Annotated in this window: 14 protein-coding genes and 1 pseudogene; 4 read left to right on the plus strand and 11 right to left on the minus strand. The window is 46.2% G+C overall.

Annotated elements, in window-relative coordinates:
* Positions 1 to 65: 65 nt before the first annotated feature.
* The 3 genes from WA381_RS10915 to WA381_RS10925 form a co-directional block, all read right to left on the minus strand.
* Entirely contained in the window at positions 66 to 1136 is a 1071-nt protein-coding gene (locus tag WA381_RS10915) for a trypsin-like peptidase domain-containing protein (protein WP_014948356.1), read from the minus strand.
* Positions 1137 to 1561: 425 nt separating this feature from the next.
* The gene (locus WA381_RS10920) at positions 1562 to 2923 is read right to left on the minus strand and encodes a DegQ family serine endoprotease (protein WP_014948357.1); all 1362 of its coding nucleotides are present in this window, start codon (positions 2921 to 2923) and stop codon (positions 1562 to 1564) included.
* Positions 2924 to 3011: 88 nt separating this feature from the next.
* Positions 3012 to 3446 (minus strand): ZapG family protein, encoded by a 435-nt coding sequence (locus WA381_RS10925; RefSeq protein WP_014948358.1) that lies wholly within the window; start codon positions 3444 to 3446, stop codon positions 3012 to 3014.
* A gap of 255 nt (positions 3447 to 3701) precedes the next feature.
* On the opposite strand from WA381_RS10925, the gene zapE reads away from it, so the two are divergent.
* Both zapE and WA381_RS10935 read left to right on the plus strand, forming a co-directional pair.
* Positions 3702 to 4799: a cell division protein ZapE gene (gene zapE, locus WA381_RS10930; protein WP_156085971.1), complete on the plus strand. Its 1098-nt coding sequence runs from the start codon at positions 3702 to 3704 to the stop codon at positions 4797 to 4799.
* A 330-nt stretch (positions 4800 to 5129) separates the two neighbouring features.
* A complete protein-coding gene (locus tag WA381_RS10935; protein WP_014948360.1) occupies positions 5130 to 5852 on the plus strand; it encodes a YebC/PmpR family DNA-binding transcriptional regulator in 723 nt (240 codons plus the stop codon).
* A 135-nt stretch (positions 5853 to 5987) separates the two neighbouring features.
* Here WA381_RS10935 and WA381_RS10940 read toward each other — a convergent pair whose 3' ends face one another.
* Together WA381_RS10940 and WA381_RS10945 are read right to left on the minus strand one after the other, a co-directional pair.
* Positions 5988 to 6419, minus strand: a complete 432-nt coding sequence (locus WA381_RS10940) for a group I truncated hemoglobin (RefSeq protein WP_014948363.1) — start codon at positions 6417 to 6419, stop codon at positions 5988 to 5990.
* A gap of 12 nt (positions 6420 to 6431) precedes the next feature.
* Complete coding sequence (locus tag WA381_RS10945) at positions 6432 to 7379, minus strand: DUF3034 family protein (RefSeq protein WP_039224570.1); 948 nt, start codon at positions 7377 to 7379, stop codon at positions 6432 to 6434.
* A 273-nt stretch (positions 7380 to 7652) separates the two neighbouring features.
* Here WA381_RS10945 and WA381_RS10950 point away from each other — a divergent pair, with 273 nt between their 5' ends.
* On the plus strand, positions 7653 to 8309 hold the full coding sequence (locus WA381_RS10950; RefSeq protein ID WP_069943783.1) for an NAD(P)H-dependent oxidoreductase: 657 nt from the start codon (positions 7653 to 7655) through the stop codon (positions 8307 to 8309).
* Positions 8310 to 8461: 152 nt separating this feature from the next.
* On the opposite strand, the gene WA381_RS10955 is transcribed toward WA381_RS10950, so the two are convergent.
* The 6 genes and pseudogenes from WA381_RS10955 to WA381_RS10980 all read right to left on the minus strand — a co-directional run bounded on the left by WA381_RS10955 (position 8462) and on the right by WA381_RS10980 (position 17663).
* Complete coding sequence (locus tag WA381_RS10955; protein WP_014948366.1) at positions 8462 to 9382, minus strand: alpha-E domain-containing protein; 921 nt, start codon at positions 9380 to 9382, stop codon at positions 8462 to 8464.
* An 11-nt stretch (positions 9383 to 9393) separates the two neighbouring features.
* Positions 9394 to 10835: pseudogene (locus tag WA381_RS10960) on the minus strand (circularly permuted type 2 ATP-grasp protein).
* A gap of 49 nt (positions 10836 to 10884) precedes the next feature.
* A complete protein-coding gene (locus tag WA381_RS10965) occupies positions 10885 to 11763 on the minus strand; it encodes a transglutaminase family protein (protein ID WP_014948368.1) in 879 nt (292 codons plus the stop codon).
* Positions 11760 to 14342: a circularly permuted type 2 ATP-grasp protein gene (locus WA381_RS10970; RefSeq protein ID WP_069943785.1), complete on the minus strand. Its 2583-nt coding sequence runs from the start codon at positions 14340 to 14342 to the stop codon at positions 11760 to 11762. Before WA381_RS10970 ends, WA381_RS10965 begins: the two co-directional genes overlap by 4 nt.
* Before the next feature lie 20 nt (positions 14343 to 14362).
* Positions 14363 to 17476, minus strand: coding sequence for a transglutaminase family protein (locus WA381_RS10975; protein ID WP_231506406.1), 3114 nt, complete (start codon positions 17474 to 17476; stop codon positions 14363 to 14365).
* Positions 17397 to 17663, minus strand: a complete 267-nt coding sequence (locus tag WA381_RS10980) for a transglutaminase N-terminal domain-containing protein (protein ID WP_319633851.1) — start codon at positions 17661 to 17663, stop codon at positions 17397 to 17399. Before WA381_RS10980 ends, WA381_RS10975 begins: the two co-directional genes overlap by 80 nt.
* Before the next feature lie 288 nt (positions 17664 to 17951).
* Between WA381_RS10980 and WA381_RS10985 the strand changes: the two genes are divergently transcribed.
* Positions 17952 to 18266 (plus strand): hypothetical protein, encoded by a 315-nt coding sequence (locus WA381_RS10985; protein ID WP_231506408.1) that lies wholly within the window; start codon positions 17952 to 17954, stop codon positions 18264 to 18266.
* The last annotated feature ends 14 nt before the right edge of the window (positions 18267 to 18280 follow it).

Genomic DNA, 18280 nt, shown 5'->3' on the forward strand with positions numbered 1-18280 from the left:
GCTGGTATTAAATCTTCACGTTTAAAACTCAGGAAGCCGAACTAATCTGCCAGCTCCAACAATACTTATTGACCAGCGCGAAGCTCTGCGACCGTTGCCGTAAGAGTAATTGAACGCCCGTCGCGGCTGAGCTCAATTTCAAGTTCAGTACCGGGCTCGGTTTCGGCAATCATATCCAACGTTTTTGATGCGCTTTCTAAACGTACGCCGTCTATGGCTACAATGATGTCGCCAGGGCGGATACCCGCGATATCGGCAGGGCTGCCTTTAGCTACTGCTGAAACGTCTATGCCTGGTCGGTTGCGGTTTTCACCGCCAACAAAACCAAGCTGCCCGCGAACAACACGTCCATTGCTGATAATTTCATCCATGACTCGCTTAGCTAATTCGTAAGGCACGGCAAAGTTAATGCCGTCTACATTGCGAGCGCGATTATTTGAATCTAGCACTTGGAAGTTGGCGTTAGTGATACCCAGCAAAATACCATTGCTATCTACCAGCGCGCCACCAGAGTTACCTTGGTTCAAAACTGCGTCGGTTTGAATGAAATCAACATAATTAGATAGACCATTTCGTCCGGCTCTGCTTACAATGCCTTGAGTAATGGTTTGTCCCAAATCGAAAGGATTACCAATCGCCATCACCACATCACCCACATGGGTGTCAGGTTCTGACACCTGAGGAATAATGTGCAGGTTATCAGCGGTGACTTTTAACACGGCAAGGTCGGTCAGTGGGTCGGTGCCCACAATTTGCGCTTCCAAAATACGTCCATCTTGAACCGCTACGTAAATGCTATCTGCATCTGCAACTACGTGGTGACAGGTAAGCAAATAGCCATTTTCTGTCATGATAACGCCAGAACCCAAATTGGTGCGCCCACGAGATTGATTTCTGAATAGGCCTGAACCGTTCTCAATACTGACGCTGTAGATATTGACTACTGCAGGCGCAGAGCGACTTAGAGCAGTAAAATAGCTTTCGCGACTAGCGCTTACTGATGGAGAGTTAAAGAATCCTTGAGCAAGGCCTTTGCCTTGACGTAGATCGGGTAGGAAAACTAACAGTAGTGCAGCAACAGCTACGCCAAGAAATACAGATTTTAGTAAGAAGTTAAAAATTGAGCGGCCAGTCACAAATCACACTTTTTGTTATCTGTCGCACTTAATTAATACGTGCCGTTAACTCAGCACTACTTCACAATCTTAAAGCGCAACATTCTTAAATTATCATCTTACGGCAAAGGATATCACTTTATTTAATAAACTACCGTAATGAAACGCAAATTTTGTGCAACTCAATTTGCACTAGCATGTACTTCAAAACCTTTCATGCTGTTCATACAGCCTTATTTACGTGGACATAGGTGTAGCTCGAGAATGCGGCTTATCAGAGGAGTCCGAAAAGAAGCCCCGTTAGGAAGCTAGGAGCACACTGTTTTCAACGGTTATCATTTGAAAACAAAAACGGCGCTTATAATTATAAAGCGCCGTTTTTATGCCAACCCTCAGCTTGGACACCAACGCGTCTGAGCTGAGGATGTAATTGAAGAGCTACATTGCTACTGTCTGATTACCAAGTAAAGCGTAGAGTTTCCACGTTTTACATTGAGTGCGATAACGCCTTTAGCCTCGTCTAGTGCATTTCTGAACTCTGCAACCGTGGACGTACGTACGCGGTTAACGCCAATTATCACATCATCAGATTGAAGGCCAATTCTCGCCGCAGGCGCACCACGCTCGATATCAGAAACCACTACACCAGCATTCCCAGCATCGTCAGTGCCGTTAGACAGGGTTGCTCCTTCTAGGGCTGGGTGAATTTGAGCAGCCGTCACTGTCGTATCTGTAGCGTCATCTAATACAACGTCTACATTCATTTTCTTACCTTTGCGCATTACCGTGAGCTCAACTTCAGCGCCCGCGCCCATACTCGCAATTTTTGCGCGCAGTTCTTGGAAGCTATGAAGTTTACGACCATTAATGGCAGTAATAATATCACCGGCTTGCAGACCACCTTTTTCAGCGGCAGAGTCTGGCTGCACTTCGCTCACGAACGCACCAATGTTCACTTCCGCATTCATGGCTTCTGCAAGGCCCGCGTCAATATCGCTACCTAAAATGCCTAGAAGGCCACGGCGAACTTCACCAAATTCTGCAATTTGATCAATTAGGCTTTTCATCATATTGGCAGGAATAGCAAAACCAATACCGACGTTACCGCCGTTAGGACCAAAAATAGCGGTGTTGATACCAACCAGTTCACCGTGAAGGTTAACTAACGCACCGCCTGAGTTACCGCGGTTAATTGCTGCGTCGGTTTGAATAAAGTCTTCATAACCACCAATGTTCAAGCCAGAGCGGCCCAGAGCACTTACAATACCAGAGGTAACCGTTTGAGAAAGACCAAACGGATTACCAATAGCTACTACAAAGTCGCCTACGCGCAGCGCGTCAGAATCGGCAAGCGGTAACGCTTTTAAATCATCAGGTTCTATTTTAAGTAGCGCGATATCGCTTTGCTCGTCAGAGCCTAGCTTTTTCGCCTTAAACTCGCGACCGTCAGTTAACTTAACAGTGATTTCATCTGCATTATCAACAACGTGGTTGTTGGTAACGACATAACCTTTATCGGCATCAATGATGACACCAGAACCAAGACCTCGGAAAGGGCGTTCTTGAACCTGCTCTTGCGGGGCGCCGAAGAAGTAGCGAAACATCTCGGGTACACGCTGCGTAGAGGTTTGTGTTCCTTCTACCGCAATGCTCACTACCGCTGGGGTAGCTTCTTCTAGCATAGGGGCTAAAGAGGGAACTTCATCTTTCTTATCAGAAAAGAACGGTAACGCCGCCTGTGTGCTAGCAGTAAAGCCCAATGAACTTACAACAACGGCAGACGCCAATAGACAATGGCGGAAAGACATTTTCATGTTCGCTTACACTCCTTCATGTTATATGCGACATAGCATGGTTTCACTAAAAGAGTCCGAGGTCGTGATAAAGTTCCCGATGTTACTGTTTTTCTGCGGTATTCTTATCAGATCCGCCGACGAACAGCCCAGAACCCGAGTTAGCGAAGTCTCTTGGCTGTGTGTCAGATACACGCTGAACTCTCGATTTGTCAGACCCTTTTAGGTTGTTACGTAAATACGTAGTTGCTTGTTCCCCATAAAAAGGAACTTTGCTGTCATCATCGCTGCCTTGCTCAAGCAGCAATTCATACTCTTCAATTTGTTGCTTTAAGGTTTCGCACTGGCTTTCAATGCTCTCTAAGCTTTGACGAGTTTGATGAATGTGGTGTTGCGCCTGCTGTGCGAGGATCTCTTTAACTTGCTTCTCAGTCTGTGCAGTATTGCCTGCGCCCTGCTTTTGTTGAAAAAAGCGACCTGCGAAAAAGCCAATAATTAACCCAACTACTAACAAAGCAAGAGATACTAACAATTCCATTATATTCTCCGAATCAATCTACATCTTGCAGCCGACCTTTACTTCTACGATCTAAAAGCTGCTTTCGACCATACGCTGAATATAGCAAGGTCGAACCCGAAAAGCGCATACATCGTGACATTTATTCGGTGTATGTCGAATTTCAATGTGAGATTCTACCGTGATTTCCATTAAAATTAAGGTCATAATTGAGAAATTCAAGCAGGTCGGTGCAGCAAGCGCCGCTATTGACTTTTGTACGGAGTGGTTTCGGCGATGACGCCATGGGAAAAATATCAGCTAGATCTTCAGTCGTCTGACTTTCATTACGACGCGGCGCAAGAAAATGCAGTAAAAGAACTTCAACGTTTGTTTGATGAACTTACCCAACCAGAAAAGAAAACGACGTGGCGGGTAAAGTTAAAAGCAGCGTTTGGGAAAGGCCATGCGAAGCCCGGTATCCAGGGCATCTACTTTTACGGTGGTGTAGGGCGAGGCAAAACCTATTTAGTAGATACATTCTACGACTGTTTGCCTTTCGAAAAGAAAATGCGCGTGCATTTTCACCGCTTTATGTACCGTGTGCACGATGAACTAAAGCAGCTTAAAAACGCACAAGACCCGCTAAAGCTGGTAGCGGCTAAGTTAGCAAAAGAAGCGCGGGTAATATGCTTTGACGAGTTTTTCGTGTCTGATATAACCGATGCCATGATTTTAGGCACGTTAATGGAAGAGCTGTTTGGTCACGGTATTGTGCTGGTGACGACGTCGAACATAGTCCCTGACGATTTGTATAAAAACGGATTGCAGCGTGCGCGGTTCTTACCCGCTATCGATCTACTCAATCAGAATACCCGCGTGGTAAATGTTGATAGCGGTATTGATTATCGTCTTAGAACGTTAGAGCAAGCCGAAATTTATCACTACCCACTTGATGGCGAAGCCACCGAAAACTTGCATAGCTACTTTTCTCAATTAGCTCCGGAAGAAGGCTCTAAAGGCGAAGATATTGAGGTGAACAACCGAAAAATACCGACGCTTAGAAACGCTGACGGGGTATTGATGATTGATTTTAAAGCCTTGTGTGGCGGGCCCAGAAGCCAGAGCGACTACATTGAGTTAAGCCGTTGTTATCACTCAGTGCTTTTAGCCAATGTTAGGGAAATGGGACAGCATAATGACGATGTGGCGCGTCGTTTTATTGCGATGGTGGACGAATTTTACGAGCGAAATGTAAAGCTGATCATATCTGCAGAAGTCGCGCTGGAAAGCTTGTACACCGAGGGGCTACTTAATTTTGAGTTCAGACGCTGTCTTAGCCGCTTAAAGGAAATGCAGTCACACGACTACCTGGCAACCGAGCATTTGCCGTAAACATAAATATGGGGTCAGAGTACATTTTGACCTCATTAAAAATGTGAAAGCTACCAACCTACACCCTTTCTAGGGGCGTTCACATTGGTATTACACGAAAATTAAGGTAGAATTTCGCCCAAATTTTTTGTGTCGCTTAGCCTACCGTTATTTTGGGCAGTGTTTCGCTTGGCAATTTCTAGCACCGTCGCGTTCGACCATTTATTGAAACGTCGAGTTCGGCAATGCTACCAAGTAAGGCAGAGCGATGCGCCTGATGAACGGTCAGGCAACAGGTAGCCCGATAAAACCCAACGCAGCATTTCAAATTGCGAGAAAGAGAATTTTAAGATGGGAAGAGCATTCGAAGTTCGTAAAAACGCCATGGCAAAAACTGCCGGCCAAAAAACTAAAGTTTATTCTAAATACGGTAAAGAAATTTACGTATGTGCGAAAAATGGTGGTGCCGATCCAGACACCAACCTTTCACTTCGCCGCCTAATGGAAAAGGCGAAGAAAGACCAAGTACCAAGCCACGTTATTGAAAAAGCGATTGATAAAGCCGCTGGTGGTGCTGGCGAAGACTTCCAGCCTATGCGTTATGAAGGTTTTGGCCCAGGTAACTGCATGGTCATTGTTGACTGCTTGTCTGACAATGCAAACCGCACCATCACTGAAGTACGTAACTGCTTTACTAAAACCAACGCGAAACTTGGTGCACAGGGTGCGGTATCGCATATGTTCGATCACCAAGCGGTATTCCAGTTTGAAGGTGACGACGAAGACGCTATCCTAGAAGTGCTAATGGAAGCCGACGTAGACGTAACTGATGTTGAAGTTGAAGACGGTAAAGTTACAGTTTACGCGCCACACACTGAATTCTATCAAGTAAAAACAGCGCTAACTGAAGCCTACCCAGACATTAGCTTTATTGCAGAAGAAATGAGCTGGATGCCTCAGACCGAAACTGAGATAAGCGAAGAAGACATGCCGATGTTTGAAAAATTCATGGACATGCTTAACGACTGTGATGACGTGCAAGACGTTTACCACAACGCGATTACGCCTAACTAAGCTTCAGCTAATTTAGATTGATATAAAAACCCTCGCTAAGACGAGGGTTTTTTATTGTTGTATCTATAAAAAGAACTATAACGTTAACGTACCTGCTTTATTCAGCGTGTACAGGACAGATAAATACACGCTTCCCTACAGGTATACCGTTTCGTATTTGATTGGCGCTAGCAGCTTGAGAATACGGTTTTCTTGCTGATAGGTTAGCCCCACATCGCGCATCGCGCCTTGGACATACTCCACCAATATGTAAAATTCACGCTCCTTAATATTGAGACCCGTGTGAGACTCCAACATTGTTTTTCCATCATATTCGCAAGGCCCGCCAATAAGCTCGCATGTTTGCAATACAAGTTGATCTCTTAAATGTTTTTTGGGAACACCTTTGAAGTAATGACCAATTACGGGGTCAGTGTAAATTCGTGTAATCGCTACACCGTATATGGTATTGAGCGTTTTATGGCCGCCAATTTCTTCATAAAGGCTTTGTTCAGGAGCGCTGGCGCATGCGGTTATCAATACGCTTAACGCAGCAATTACCATTAACCGGAAGCAGTGTCTGATCATTTCGTTCCCCTATCAAAAAGTGCTGTTTACCGTTAGATAAAATCCTGAAGAACTTTCTTGCAAAGGTAAATTGCCCAAATCCACATAGGCAGCGGTAATCGAAATAGATTTATTTGGGAAGTAGGCAATAAAGGCATCAACAACGGTGTCTTCTTCAGCTAAGCCTCCTAATCGATTGGTTTGCGTTCTAAACTCTGTGCCAATTGCTGTGGTAGGGCTAATTAATACCGCTAAAGAGCCCTCCCATTCGAGCTTAGCGCTATCGTTGTTTTCAGAACCAAATCCAAGTAAGCCAAACACATTCGCCTTTGTATATCGCGCGGTAAGATTGGTGAGTAAATTATAACCTGATGGAGTGCCTAACCACAGTTTCGTGGCTGAAAGGTAAACGTCGGTACCACTGTCGTCTTTCGCACCTAGCAGCATTGGTACGCCTACGCCGGGCAAGGGGGTCGTACCGTCGGGTAGCGAAAGAGAGCTGTCGTAGTCTCTGTTTTTCTTGTATTGTGCGCCGATGGATACTTGGGGTATCCATGAGTTTTGAGTAAAGACGCCATCGCCAAGAACCTTAACTTTTGCACCGATTATATCTTGCTCAATGGTGGTGCTGTTGGCGTTTGTAATAGCACCTTCTGTGAGTAACGCGAAAACGTTGCTTGTTAACCCTGAAGCAATATCGAGGCGCTGTCGCTGCACGCTAAGCTCTATACGGTCAAACAAACTAACACTTGCCCCTGCTGTTGTAAGGGAATAATCGCTTAGGCTTAAGTACTGAATATTTGCCGAATAACTGACCTCTTCTTTACTCGCGTATCCGCCAATAAATGCCCAAGGCGTAATGCCGCCACCCGCAGTGCCCTCGAAACCTGTAATACCACCAGATGCAATTAAGCGAGATCCACTGTCTGCGAGTACGGGAGAAGATGCGAGAAAAAGAGGGAGGAGCAAATGCCTGATCATAAGGTAAACCTAATGTTTTTAAATGGTTTTTTGTAATTCTATTTATCAGCATAGCGCTTAACCCATGAATTGTGAAATGCACGCTGCTGGCGGTATTAACTATTATCGAATTTTTATTATCAAAAAATATTTGAAACTGATTCGTTTTTTATGGGGCTTATCATTGAAAAGCTGAATCTATACCATACACGCCATATTCATTGAGTACTTTAATTTTCTGTTCGCAGCATTCATGCGTGAACAACAAATAGCAGACGTATTGAGGAGTTAGTTGTGTCTCATCCAATTATTGAAGATTTAAATAAGCGTTACACGGTTAAACAGTACGATGCGAGTAAACGCATTTCAGCTGATGATCTGGCGACAATTCTTGAGGCGTTGAGACTATCTGCGTCTTCAATCAACTCTCAGCCATGGAAATTTGTGGTTGTTGAAAGTGATGAAGCAAAGCAGCGTTTACACGATAGCTTTGCCAACAAGCATCAGTTCAATCAGCATCACGCTAAAGAAGCATCGCATACTATTCTGTTTGCTTATGATCCTAAATTTACGAAAGAGAAATTTGTAAAGCGTGTCGATGCAGAAGTATCGTCTGGTCATTTACCCGAAGATATGCGTGAAAACTTCATGGGCGCTTACGCATTTGCTGAAGCGAACACCGATGAGAACGGTAACAACGCGGCTTGGACCAAAGCGCAAGTTTATCTAGCATTAGGCAATGTTCTTCACACGCTGGCGCGTTTAGGCATAGCGTCTACGCCGATGGAAGGTGTTGACGCCGAATTGCTTGGCGAACAGTTTAAAGATGAGCTAGACGGCCACGTTTGCGAAGTGGCACTTGCCATGGGCTACCCAGATACAGAGCAAGATTGGAACCATGGTTTACCGAAAGCGCGCCTTGCAAAAGAAGATGTGATCGCGGTTGTGTAATACCTGACAACACAAGCTTGCAATGAATGTAACAAAGCCCGCTTAGTGCGGGCTTTGTTTTGCTTTCTTACTTTTGTGTTCTGGCTTCCATTTCCTGTGTTCACTTATAACTTCTTTTACTTTGCGCACCGACAGACGCGGAAAAACGCGCACTAATGTAAGAAGTATTGCTCTGCGAGTTGTTGATGAATGTCGGCAAAATCAATTTGAAGCTCGTCGATATAGTTGTGCAGCGCTCGTCCTCGAAGTGTCGCAACAGGCTGCTTTTCTAAATCACTAATACTGTGGTCAATTCGCTCTATCATCGCTTCATTGTCGGGCAAGTTGAGGAACAAACTCTTTAGTTTGTTCAAGCAGAACAACACACTTCGCGGAAACTCCTTGCTATGTAGCATAAATAACAACACATCGCCCGGACGTATGCGAACGCCCATTTTCTGGCGATACATTTGGTAGCCGCTCAGGCTTCTAAGTACACTCATCCATAAGATGTTTTCGAATGGCAGGTCACTCATGTCTTCGGTAAGGGTCGATGAGCGAACGTCAATTATCCTTGATGTCATATCAGCCCGCTCCAATGCCGCACCAAAGCGCCAGAAGAAATAGCCTTCATCGTGGCTCATGCTGGCATCCATGGTTCCAAACATTAGTAAACACTGATTGATTACCTGTTTTAAACTTGCAAAGCGCCCGCGTTTACTTAGAAAGCTTGTACTGTTCTCTTTTACCGATAAGTGAAGTGCGTTCAGCGTTTCCCACACTTCTCTTGGAATAACGTCTCTGATTGTGCGCGCATTATCTCTTGCGTATTGAAGCGAATTCAATATGGAAGACGGATTGCGTGTGTCTACCGTCAGGAACTTAACGACATTCTTCTCGCTGTATTCATTATAAATGGCTTCAAATGGCTCGCGATTTCCTGTTATGTCTAGCAATGGCTCCCAGCCTGGCGAAAACCCTTTGGGTAAGTCCATCAGCAGGAGGTTGTTAACATTAATCAAGCGGGCGAGATTTTCAGCCCTTTCAACGTAGCGCGCCGTCCAATAAAGCGTTTCAGCAACTCGTGATAACATGTCAGTCCCTCCTAATCCACAATCCAAGTATCTTTACTACCACCGCCTTGTGATGAATTGACCACGAGGGAACCTTTAACAAGGGCAACCCTAGTGAGGCCTCCCGTTGTAACATAGGTGTGAGTACCTGATGAAAGGATGAAAGGGCGAAGATCCACATCACATGTCGCCCTTCAATTGTAGAACCGTCAATAGTAGGGACGGTAGACAAATTCAAGGTAGGCTGTGCTATCCAGTTTCTGGGGTCAGCCTTTATTTGAGCAAGGGTTTCTTGCTGCTGCTTTTTGGTTGATTTTGGGCCAATTAGCAAGCCGTAGCCTCCCGATTCATTGGCAGGCTTTATTACAAGCTTGTCGATATTGGCTTCAACATATTTGAAGTCTTCGGGCTCGTAACAACGGTAGGTCTCTACGTTAGGCAGCTTAATCTCTTCATCCAAATAATAGCGAATCATGTCAGGCACATAGGTGTACACCACTTTATCGTCTGCCACGCCAGCCCCCGGCGCGTTGATCAGCGTTACCTTGCCTTTACTCCACGCTCGCATTAGCCCGGGAACGCCCAGCATCGAATCAGGGTTAAACGCTTCTGGGTCTAAAAACATATCGTCAATACGGCGGTAGATAACGTCCACTCTGCGTAGGCCTTTAATCGTCTTCATATATACGCAGTCGTCTTTTTCTACGGTTAGATCTCGACCTTCTACTAGCTCACACCCCATTTCCTGAGCAAGATAGCAGTGTTCAAAGTAGGCAGAGTTGTAGATACCGGGTGTAAGTACCACAACTTCAGGCTTATCCTGAGGACGCGGTGATAGACTCGACAACATGTCGAACAGCTGTGAGGGATAGTCGTTTACGGGAAGAATATCCATTTTCTCGAACATGTCTGGAAAGACACGCTTCAGCACCGAGCGGTTTTCTAACATGTAAGACACGCCAGAAGGTACGCGCAGGTTGTCTTCCAGTACGTAAATCGTGCCGTCGCTATCTCGCACTAAATCAGAGCCGCAGATATGTGCCCAGATACCGTTTGGGGGAGAAACACCTACGCACTGCTTTCTAAAGTTCACGGACTTATCGAGAAGCGCTTTAGGAAAAACGCCATCTTTAATAATCTTCTGATCGTGATACAGATCGTCGATGAACATATTAAGGGCTTTTACGCGCTGTTTAAGTCCTTCTTCTACGCGTTGCCATTCTTTATTTGGGATAATACGAGGAATGATATCGATGGGCCACGCTCGGTCAATTGAACTTCCTTCACCATAAACCGTGAAGGTAATACCCATTTCTTTCACCACCAACTCGGCGGCGTCTTGCGCGTTTTTGAGTTCTTCTTCACTTAATTGCGACAAATAATCCATTAACGGCGCACCGTGAGGGCGGGGTTTTCCATTTTTATCTATTAGTTCATCGTAAAACTCGGAAAAATTGCAGTGTTCTAGACTCACAGCTTTCGACAACGTCTGACTTTGTTTTTGGCTACTCAAACTACGCTCCTTATTGTCCGCGATTCATATCCACTGAAACGTCTAAAACCTGATTTCCACCACCAAACATAATGCCTTTAAGCGGTGTGATATCTGCAAAATCTCGTCCGACAGCTAACGTAACGTGCTGGTCGTAGGGTTTCAAATTGTTGGTCGGGTCGTAATCAATCCAACCAGAGCCCGGTACAAAAAGCGCAACCCAAGCGTGGGTGGCGTCTGCACCAGTAAGCTTTTCCTGACCCGGTGGTGGAATCGTTTCGATATATCCACTTACATAGCGCGCCGCCAAACCAATACTGCGTAAGCAAGTAAGCGTTAGGTGCGCATAGTCCTGACATACGCCCCGCTTGTGCTCAAACACGTGGCTTACTGGGGTGTTAATCGTCGAAAAGGATGGGTCAAAGGTAAAATCGTTAAAAATGCGGTTCATTAAGTCGTCGCACGACTCCACGATAGAGCGGCCAGGCGTAAACGACATCAAGGTATAGTCTAAAATCGCTTTATTGGCCTGCGTTAAGCGAGTAGGAATACTGAAAAACTGTGCTGCCAACATGCTCTGATCTACTGGGTAGCGAATTTGATCTCTCACGCTTTCCCATTGCGTATTGTGCGCAAATAGACCTTGTAATGGTGCTCCTTGAATTTCAACTTCACTGGTTGCGATGACCTGCATTTCTTCATGCAAAGTGGGTATTTCAAACACCGTTACCGTGTTGTCGAAGTAGTCTTTAAACTCTGCCTGATAGTCAGGTTCAGGCACAATGGTGACACTGGCGCTAATCCTTTTTTGATTGAAGGTGTTTAGCGGTATTAGGCGGGCATGGTTTTGTGTCAGGCTCACCTTGTCGGAATACTTGTAGGTAGTGACGTGACGAATGGTGTACTTCATTTTTTCACCTCACTTTCATTCGGACTACTGGCATCAGGCGCACTGGCTAACGGAGCTGTCGCTTCCTCATCTATTGGTTTTTCGACGATCTGTACAGACGCGGTGCCAATGCCAGACCAGTGCAGTTGTGACGCAGGCTTAGTGTGGCTGAAGTATTGAGTTTGCATCATTTCGCTAAATTTCTGCAGTTGTGATGTCACGCTTTTTAGTAAAGACACCAAGCCCGAAGGTGCCTGATTAGTGTTGATATTTAAGGTCTGTCTGTCAGCCAGCGCGAAGCTTGCTTTTAACTGCAACAGAATTTTCTCAGTGGTACTTAAAAAGCCGGGCTTGGCGCTTACCGGCAAGCTTTCGCAAAGCTCGGTAATTTTTTGGATTTGATGGGCTAATGAGCGCGGGTATTCGGCATCTAAAAGCAATAGCTCTAATCCCGTTTCAATACTTTGAAACGCTCGGTATCGGCGTCTGTGGGTAATAGCGCTCACTTGCGCCACCAACACGATTTCCAGCACGTTTTGTTGCTCAGCTTCGGGAAGCGGAAATTGCAGCAGGTTTTGCACCATAGACACAAGCTGTTTACTGCGCTCTAACCGTCGTCCAATTTCTATCATAAAGGCGCCATTACTTTTAGACAGGCTGTCTTGAATAGAGCCGTTAAACGCCATGGTAAGCCCAATTAATTTATCGAGTGTACTTTGTAATCTGTGCGTCGGAGTCTGCTCGGTAATGGTACTAAATTCGTGATGTTCCTCTTCTAGGCTTTCGATAATGCGCAAGCTGTCATAAGAAAGTAGCTCTCTCACTTGCAGCGCGCTTTGCACCACCATATTAATGCTACTGTAAAGGCCGCCAGCGAAGGAATTATCGTTAATTAGCGATATCACTAATTCTTTGAATCCTCCTTCGTTCACGGTTATTTTCGCTGCGTCTGGCGTAAGGTAAGGGTAAATTAATGCCTGCTGTTCTAACCCAGATTTAAATCGTAACAGGGCATTTCTGTGCGCCTCATCGGGGTAAATGGCAAGCTCAGTGAATTTGTCTATAAATACCCTGACCAACCGAATCACGTTTTCACTTCGCTCTACCGCACAGCCCAACCAAAATAGGTTTTCCGCCGTTCTGCTAGGCAGTAGCCCCTCGACTAGCGCTAAGTCTGCATCTGATTGCAGTGATTTGGGAATAGAAGGCGCACGCTCTTGTGGCGGACCTATGGTTTCAACCCACGTGTCCTTTATTTCTGTTTTGCCATCGGTGCGCGCTGCCTTAGGCGTAAAACACATGGCTGAGGGGAGAATAAAAACTTGCCCTTGTGAGTACAACGCATAGCAACGCATAATGACTGGCTTACTTACCAGCCCTTTATCGTGCCAAAATGGCGTATGCGAAAGATTCACCTTTTTTCGCCAGAATAGGTCGGTTAACGCTACCGTTTGTAGTGTATTTGCAATAGCGTCAGCGTCTTTTTCACCGTCGTATTTTAATTCAGGGTCAACATAGCTTAATAACTCATATCCCGACCAATCACTTTGCGTAAGGTTTTCTGCGGGAAAGGTTTCTTGTTGGCGAAGCAGTAAAGATTCACCATCAAAAAACTCAGCGGCCCTATGCAAATTGTTTTTGATGGCAGGAATTTGAATAGCGCCATTGCCCAAGGGGTTGAGCAATACCACGTTCTGAGTTCGGACTGCGTGAATTAGACCCGGGATTCCGAACACTGAGTAGTCAACTTGTTCCAGTGAATCTAAGAATCTGTCCTCAATCCAGCGCAAAATGACATCAACTTTTCGTAATCCGTCTAAAGCTTTAAGCCAGACTTGTCCTTTCCTCACCGTTAAATCAGCGCTTCTTACTAGGGTGTACCCCATGTAAGTGGCAAGATAGGCTTGCTCAGAATAATACTGATCGTCTGGACCTCTGCACAAAATAACAATGCGCGGGTCATTAATCGCAGCGGTTTCTTGGTCAATAGCATGTTGAAGTTGCTCAAAAAAGCCTGCTATTCGCTGCACACCACATTCAGCAAACTCCTCACTCATTACCCTTCTTGCCACAATCCTGTTTTCCAGCAGCAGTCCAAGACCGCGAGGGAACTGGCAGTGATCGTTCAGCATGAAATACTCGCCGTTTACATCTTGGGCTATGTCAAACGCGCTTAGAAACACACCGTTGTTTAACGAGGAAAGCGTGTGGCTCTCGGCAAGATAGTAAGGATGACGCATCAAGTGGTCTGTAGAGAAAACGCCGTTGGTTAGCGTGTGCCTGTCTGTGTTAAGGTCTAATAGCACTTTATTGAGCAGTAAGACTCGCTGTTCAATGCCGCGGCTGAGCATTTCCCAGTCTTGGCTTGAAATGAGCATAGGCAAGGGATCTAGCTGCCAATTCTGGCGTTCATCGATATCCGCAAAACCACTGTTTCGCATTAGTCGGCGAATTTCATTTGCTCTAAAGGACAGCTCGTCACTGTTAAGGCCTGACAAACGAGAAAATAACGTATTGAGCAGACGTTTGCTCTCATCCGCAGCAGTGCTCGAATTGATATAGCTGCTAAGCCATTCTGGCATGGTGAAATCTTCACTCATAAAATCGATTGTCACTTAAACTATAGTGTAGGAGGCCGGCGCAAATCCAGCGTATTTGGATATTCTTCATTCTCGGCTTCCTCTAAAGGTAAATCAAAATCACTGTGACCTTCATGGTCAACCACATACTGTGTAGCAAAGTGAGGCGACCACTCAGGCATGGAAGACGATGCCACCGACGGGGTATGACCGTGATCCCAGAATCTGGCAATACGCCTTCCTTCTGCCTCAAAAGCGTTCACAGGCATAGTAGAGAAGTTGCGCCCGCCCGGGTGACTAACATGATAGGTAAATCCGCCTAAAGAGCGACCCGCCCAGCTGTCGTAAACATCAAAGACCAACGGCGCATGTACGCCAATGGTCGGGTGAAGCGCTGATGCAGGGTGCCACGCTCTAAAGCGAATTCCGGCTACATGTTCTCCGCGAATATTGGTGGGTTTTAACGGTAATCTGCGGCCGTTACACGACACTATGTAACGGTCTGTATGCATGTTTGAAACAGTGAGCTGGACGCGTTCCAGTGAGCTGTCAACATAACGCGCAGTTCCGCTGCCTGTCGCTTCTTCACCCAATACATGCCATGGCTCAATAGCGCTAAAGAGATCTAGCTTAATTTGACCGACTTCACGGCTACCGCAGCGAGGGAATCGAAACTCGAAAAACGGATCGAACCATTCAAGCTTAATGGGGAAGCCCGCTGCGTTTAGGTCGCTACATACTTCAGCGATATCTTGCCGTACATAGTGGGGCAGCATAAAGCGGTCGTGAAGCTCTGTGCCCCATCGCACCAGTTTCTTCTTGTATGGTTGTTTCCAAAACCACGCTAGCAGCGTGCGCAGAAGAAGCATTTGCATCAAACTCATTCTGGCGTGAGGAGGCATTTCAAAACCGCGAAACTCTACAATGCCCAATCGCCCGGTGGGTGAGTCGGGGTTGAATAGCTTATCGATACAAAACTCTGCACGATGGGTATTCCCTGTCAGGTCAGTCAGCAAGTGCCGAAGGAGGCGGTCAACTAACCAAGGTGAGGGAACTTCGCCATCGGGAATTTGAGAGAACGCAATTTCTAATTCGTAAAGCCTTTCATCCCGAGCTTCATCGACGCGAGGCGCTTGGCTAGTCGGGCCGATGAAAAGGCTCGAAAACAAATAGGAAAGCCCAGGGTGATGCTGCCAATAAGTAATAAAGCTTCGAAGAATGTCTGGACGTTTTAAAAACGGGCTCTCTAGCGGTGTCGGCCCACCCATGGTCACGTGATTTCCGCCTCCTGTGCCGGCGTGCCGTCCATCAAGCATGAATTTTTCTGTTCCTAGTCGACATGACTTGGCCATGGCATAAAGGGCATGGGTATTTTTTACCAGAGTATGCCAATCGGATGCAGGGTGAACATTGACCTCGATAACACCTGGGTCGGGGGTAACCGCAAACTTTTCAACGCGACTGTCGTAGGGCGGAGTATAGCCTTCTAATATCACGGGAATATCAAGTTTATCAGCGATGGACTCAATAGCGTTTAGCAGTAGCGCATAATGTTCAAAGTGGCTTACAGGCGGCATAAATACGCATAACTTTCCATCGCGCACTTCTATACAAAGGGCGGTTAATACTGACTTTTCACCAATATATCCTTTGTGAGACGTTGGGGATGAGAGCGAGCCGGTCATGTCTGCCGGATCCCGTTCTGCTAGCGTATCCGGACTGCCTAAGCTGCTCAACGGGAGGCGGTAACCTAATGGAGAGTCGCCCGGTAATAAGAAGCAGTGCCCTCGTTTAAATGACCATACGCTACTTTGCCATCCGTCAAACACCGTGTCGTAGGCGAGGGGAAGAATAAAGCCCACGGGTTTATCTAAACCCTGCTCCAATTTGGCTAAAAAGCCTCTGCGGGTCATTGCGTGAAGCAGTTCCGGGGCGTCGGGTGATGGGTCTTGTGGCAGGTTACCCTCTTGCCATAAATGATATAGCACGTCTTCATAAGCGGTGACGACAACCTTTTCACTTAAACCTAACACCGTAGCTAGTTGAGTAGCAAATGTTTGCGCCTCGTTTTGTGAGAAAGAGTAAGTGGCGTTGTTGTCAGCAAGTAGCGCTTGATCATGCCAGATAGGCGTTCCGTCTTTACGCCAGTAACAGGCATATTGCCAGCGAGGTAATGGCTCTCCGGGATACCACTTACCTTGTCCATAATGGCGAAAGCCACTATTGCTAAAGCTTTCCACCATTTTCATGAAAAGCGTGTGCGCTAAAATGCGTTTCTCCTTGCCGTCGGCGGCGGTATTCCACTGTTCGCTTTCCATATCATCAATGGAAATAAACGTGGGTTCGCCGCCCATGGTGAGGGTTATCCCTGCATTAACTAACTCTTTGTCTATTTGGCCTCCAAGCCTATCGATAGCGGCCCACTGGGCATCGCTGTAAGGCTTGGTTACTCGGGGTGGTTCATGCAAACGTTGTACGTTGTTGTAGAAGCTAAACGTCGATTCACATTGATCGATGGCACCGGTAACCGGCGCTGCCGACAGTGGTTCAGGGGTACATGCCAATGGAATGTGCCCTTCACCCGCGAAAAGCCCAGACGTAGGGTCAAGGCCAATCCAACCCGCACCGGGTACGTAAACTTCACACCATGCGTGCAGGTCGGTAAAGTCTTTTTCCGGGCCGCTTGGCCCATCAAGTGACTTTTCATCACTTGCCAATTGAACCAGATAGCCCGAAACAAATCGCGATGCCAGCCCTAAATGCCGAAAAAGCTGAACCAATAGCCAAGCCGAGTCACGACACGAGCCGCCCTTTTTCTGCAGAGTCTCGTCGATGCTTTGGACTCCGGGCTCCATGCGCACACCGTATTCTATCAGGTCGTATACCGCGCGGTTTACACCCACTAAGAAATCGACGGTAGCAACAGGTTCTTTAGGCTGCTGATCGTCAATTAACTGCTGAAACAAAGATGATGCTTCTTCTGTCTCAAGGTATGGCGTTAAATCTCTCGCCAGCCTTTTTTCATAAGAAAAAGGAAAGGTTTCAGCGTAAGACTCTAAAAAGAAGTCAAAGGGGTTAATAACCGTCAGTTCGGCAACAAGGTCTACGGTGAACCAGAACTTTTTTAGTCTTCTCAGGAAATACCACGCGTGCAAGGTAGTTACCAAACGGGTCTTGCTGCCAATTGATAAAATGATTCTCAGGATAGACTTTTAAAGAGTAACTTTTTATTGGTGTTCGACTATGCGGAGCAGGGCGAAGGCGGAAAGTGTGCGGTGACATACTGATACTTCTATCGTAGTGGTATTCAGTATGATGTGTGATCCCTACAGTGATTGTCATGCTATGGCTCCATTGCCAATTGATATACAAACAGCACAAAAAATCACCTTATATCCAAGTGAGTAAACTTACAAGAAGAAGCGATGGGCAGAAATGTAAAACCCAAAAATTATGTGCTTCAACGGTAATCTCGTTACTCACGATATTGAATAATGTATACTCACCCCAATATATGCGCTATAAAACAGCGCGTGTTTTAAGCGCGACTTTTCCTTCACAGATAGACAATTCACTACTTTGAGAGCACTAAACTTTCGCCACGGGTTTTCGTCCTACATGCCGCTTTTCATGGCATGGGTACTCTCGTGTCTCATCCTTAGTGCAAGCTTCCAAAGTGGTCAAATTAATAATGAAGTTGAAGTAAGTCAGCAGTCACCACTTGCCCAATTTAATTACGCGGGCAAGAGCTACTCGTTACGGTTTACCGGCACTAAGCTAGAAAACAGTGACGATCAAGGCGATGGACCAGAGGCAACTGTTGAATTGACCTTGGGGTTTGTTGTTCTGGCTATTGTGCTGTGTTTGGGTATGGCAAATGTTGTACCCCGTGCTCGCCAATACTACCGCCAACCTTCTCGCGGCCCACCTTTATCCCTGAGCTAATTCTCTTTTTGCCT

Source organism: Alteromonas sp. CH_MED4-4 (genome assembly GCF_037029575.1).
GTDB lineage: Bacteria > Pseudomonadota > Gammaproteobacteria > Enterobacterales > Alteromonadaceae > Alteromonas > Alteromonas macleodii.

Bases quoted from the DNA above. Each gene is read 5' to 3' on its own strand.
- WA381_RS10920 (WP_014948357.1), bottom strand. From the start codon at position 2,923: ATGTCTTTCCGCCATTGTCTATTGGCGTCTGCCGTTGTTGTAAGTTCA.
- WA381_RS10985 (WP_231506408.1), top strand. From the start codon at position 17,952: ATGGCATGGGTACTCTCGTGTCTCATCCTTAGTGCAAGCTTCCAAAGT.
- WA381_RS10925 (WP_014948358.1), bottom strand. From the start codon at position 3,446: ATGGAATTGTTAGTATCTCTTGCTTTGTTAGTAGTTGGGTTAATTATT.
- WA381_RS10940 (WP_014948363.1), bottom strand. From the start codon at position 6,419: ATGATCAGACACTGCTTCCGGTTAATGGTAATTGCTGCGTTAAGCGTA.
- WA381_RS10970 (WP_069943785.1), bottom strand. From the start codon at position 14,342: ATGAGTGAAGATTTCACCATGCCAGAATGGCTTAGCAGCTATATCAAT.
- zapE (WP_156085971.1), top strand. From the start codon at position 3,702: ATGACGCCATGGGAAAAATATCAGCTAGATCTTCAGTCGTCTGACTTT.
- WA381_RS10955 (WP_014948366.1), bottom strand. From the start codon at position 9,382: ATGTTATCACGAGTTGCTGAAACGCTTTATTGGACGGCGCGCTACGTT.
- WA381_RS10935 (WP_014948360.1), top strand. From the start codon at position 5,130: ATGGGAAGAGCATTCGAAGTTCGTAAAAACGCCATGGCAAAAACTGCC.
- WA381_RS10945 (WP_039224570.1), bottom strand. From the start codon at position 7,379: ATGATCAGGCATTTGCTCCTCCCTCTTTTTCTCGCATCTTCTCCCGTA.
- WA381_RS10980 (WP_319633851.1), bottom strand. From the start codon at position 17,663: ATGACAATCACTGTAGGGATCACACATCATACTGAATACCACTACGAT.
- WA381_RS10965 (WP_014948368.1), bottom strand. From the start codon at position 11,763: ATGAAGTACACCATTCGTCACGTCACTACCTACAAGTATTCCGACAAG.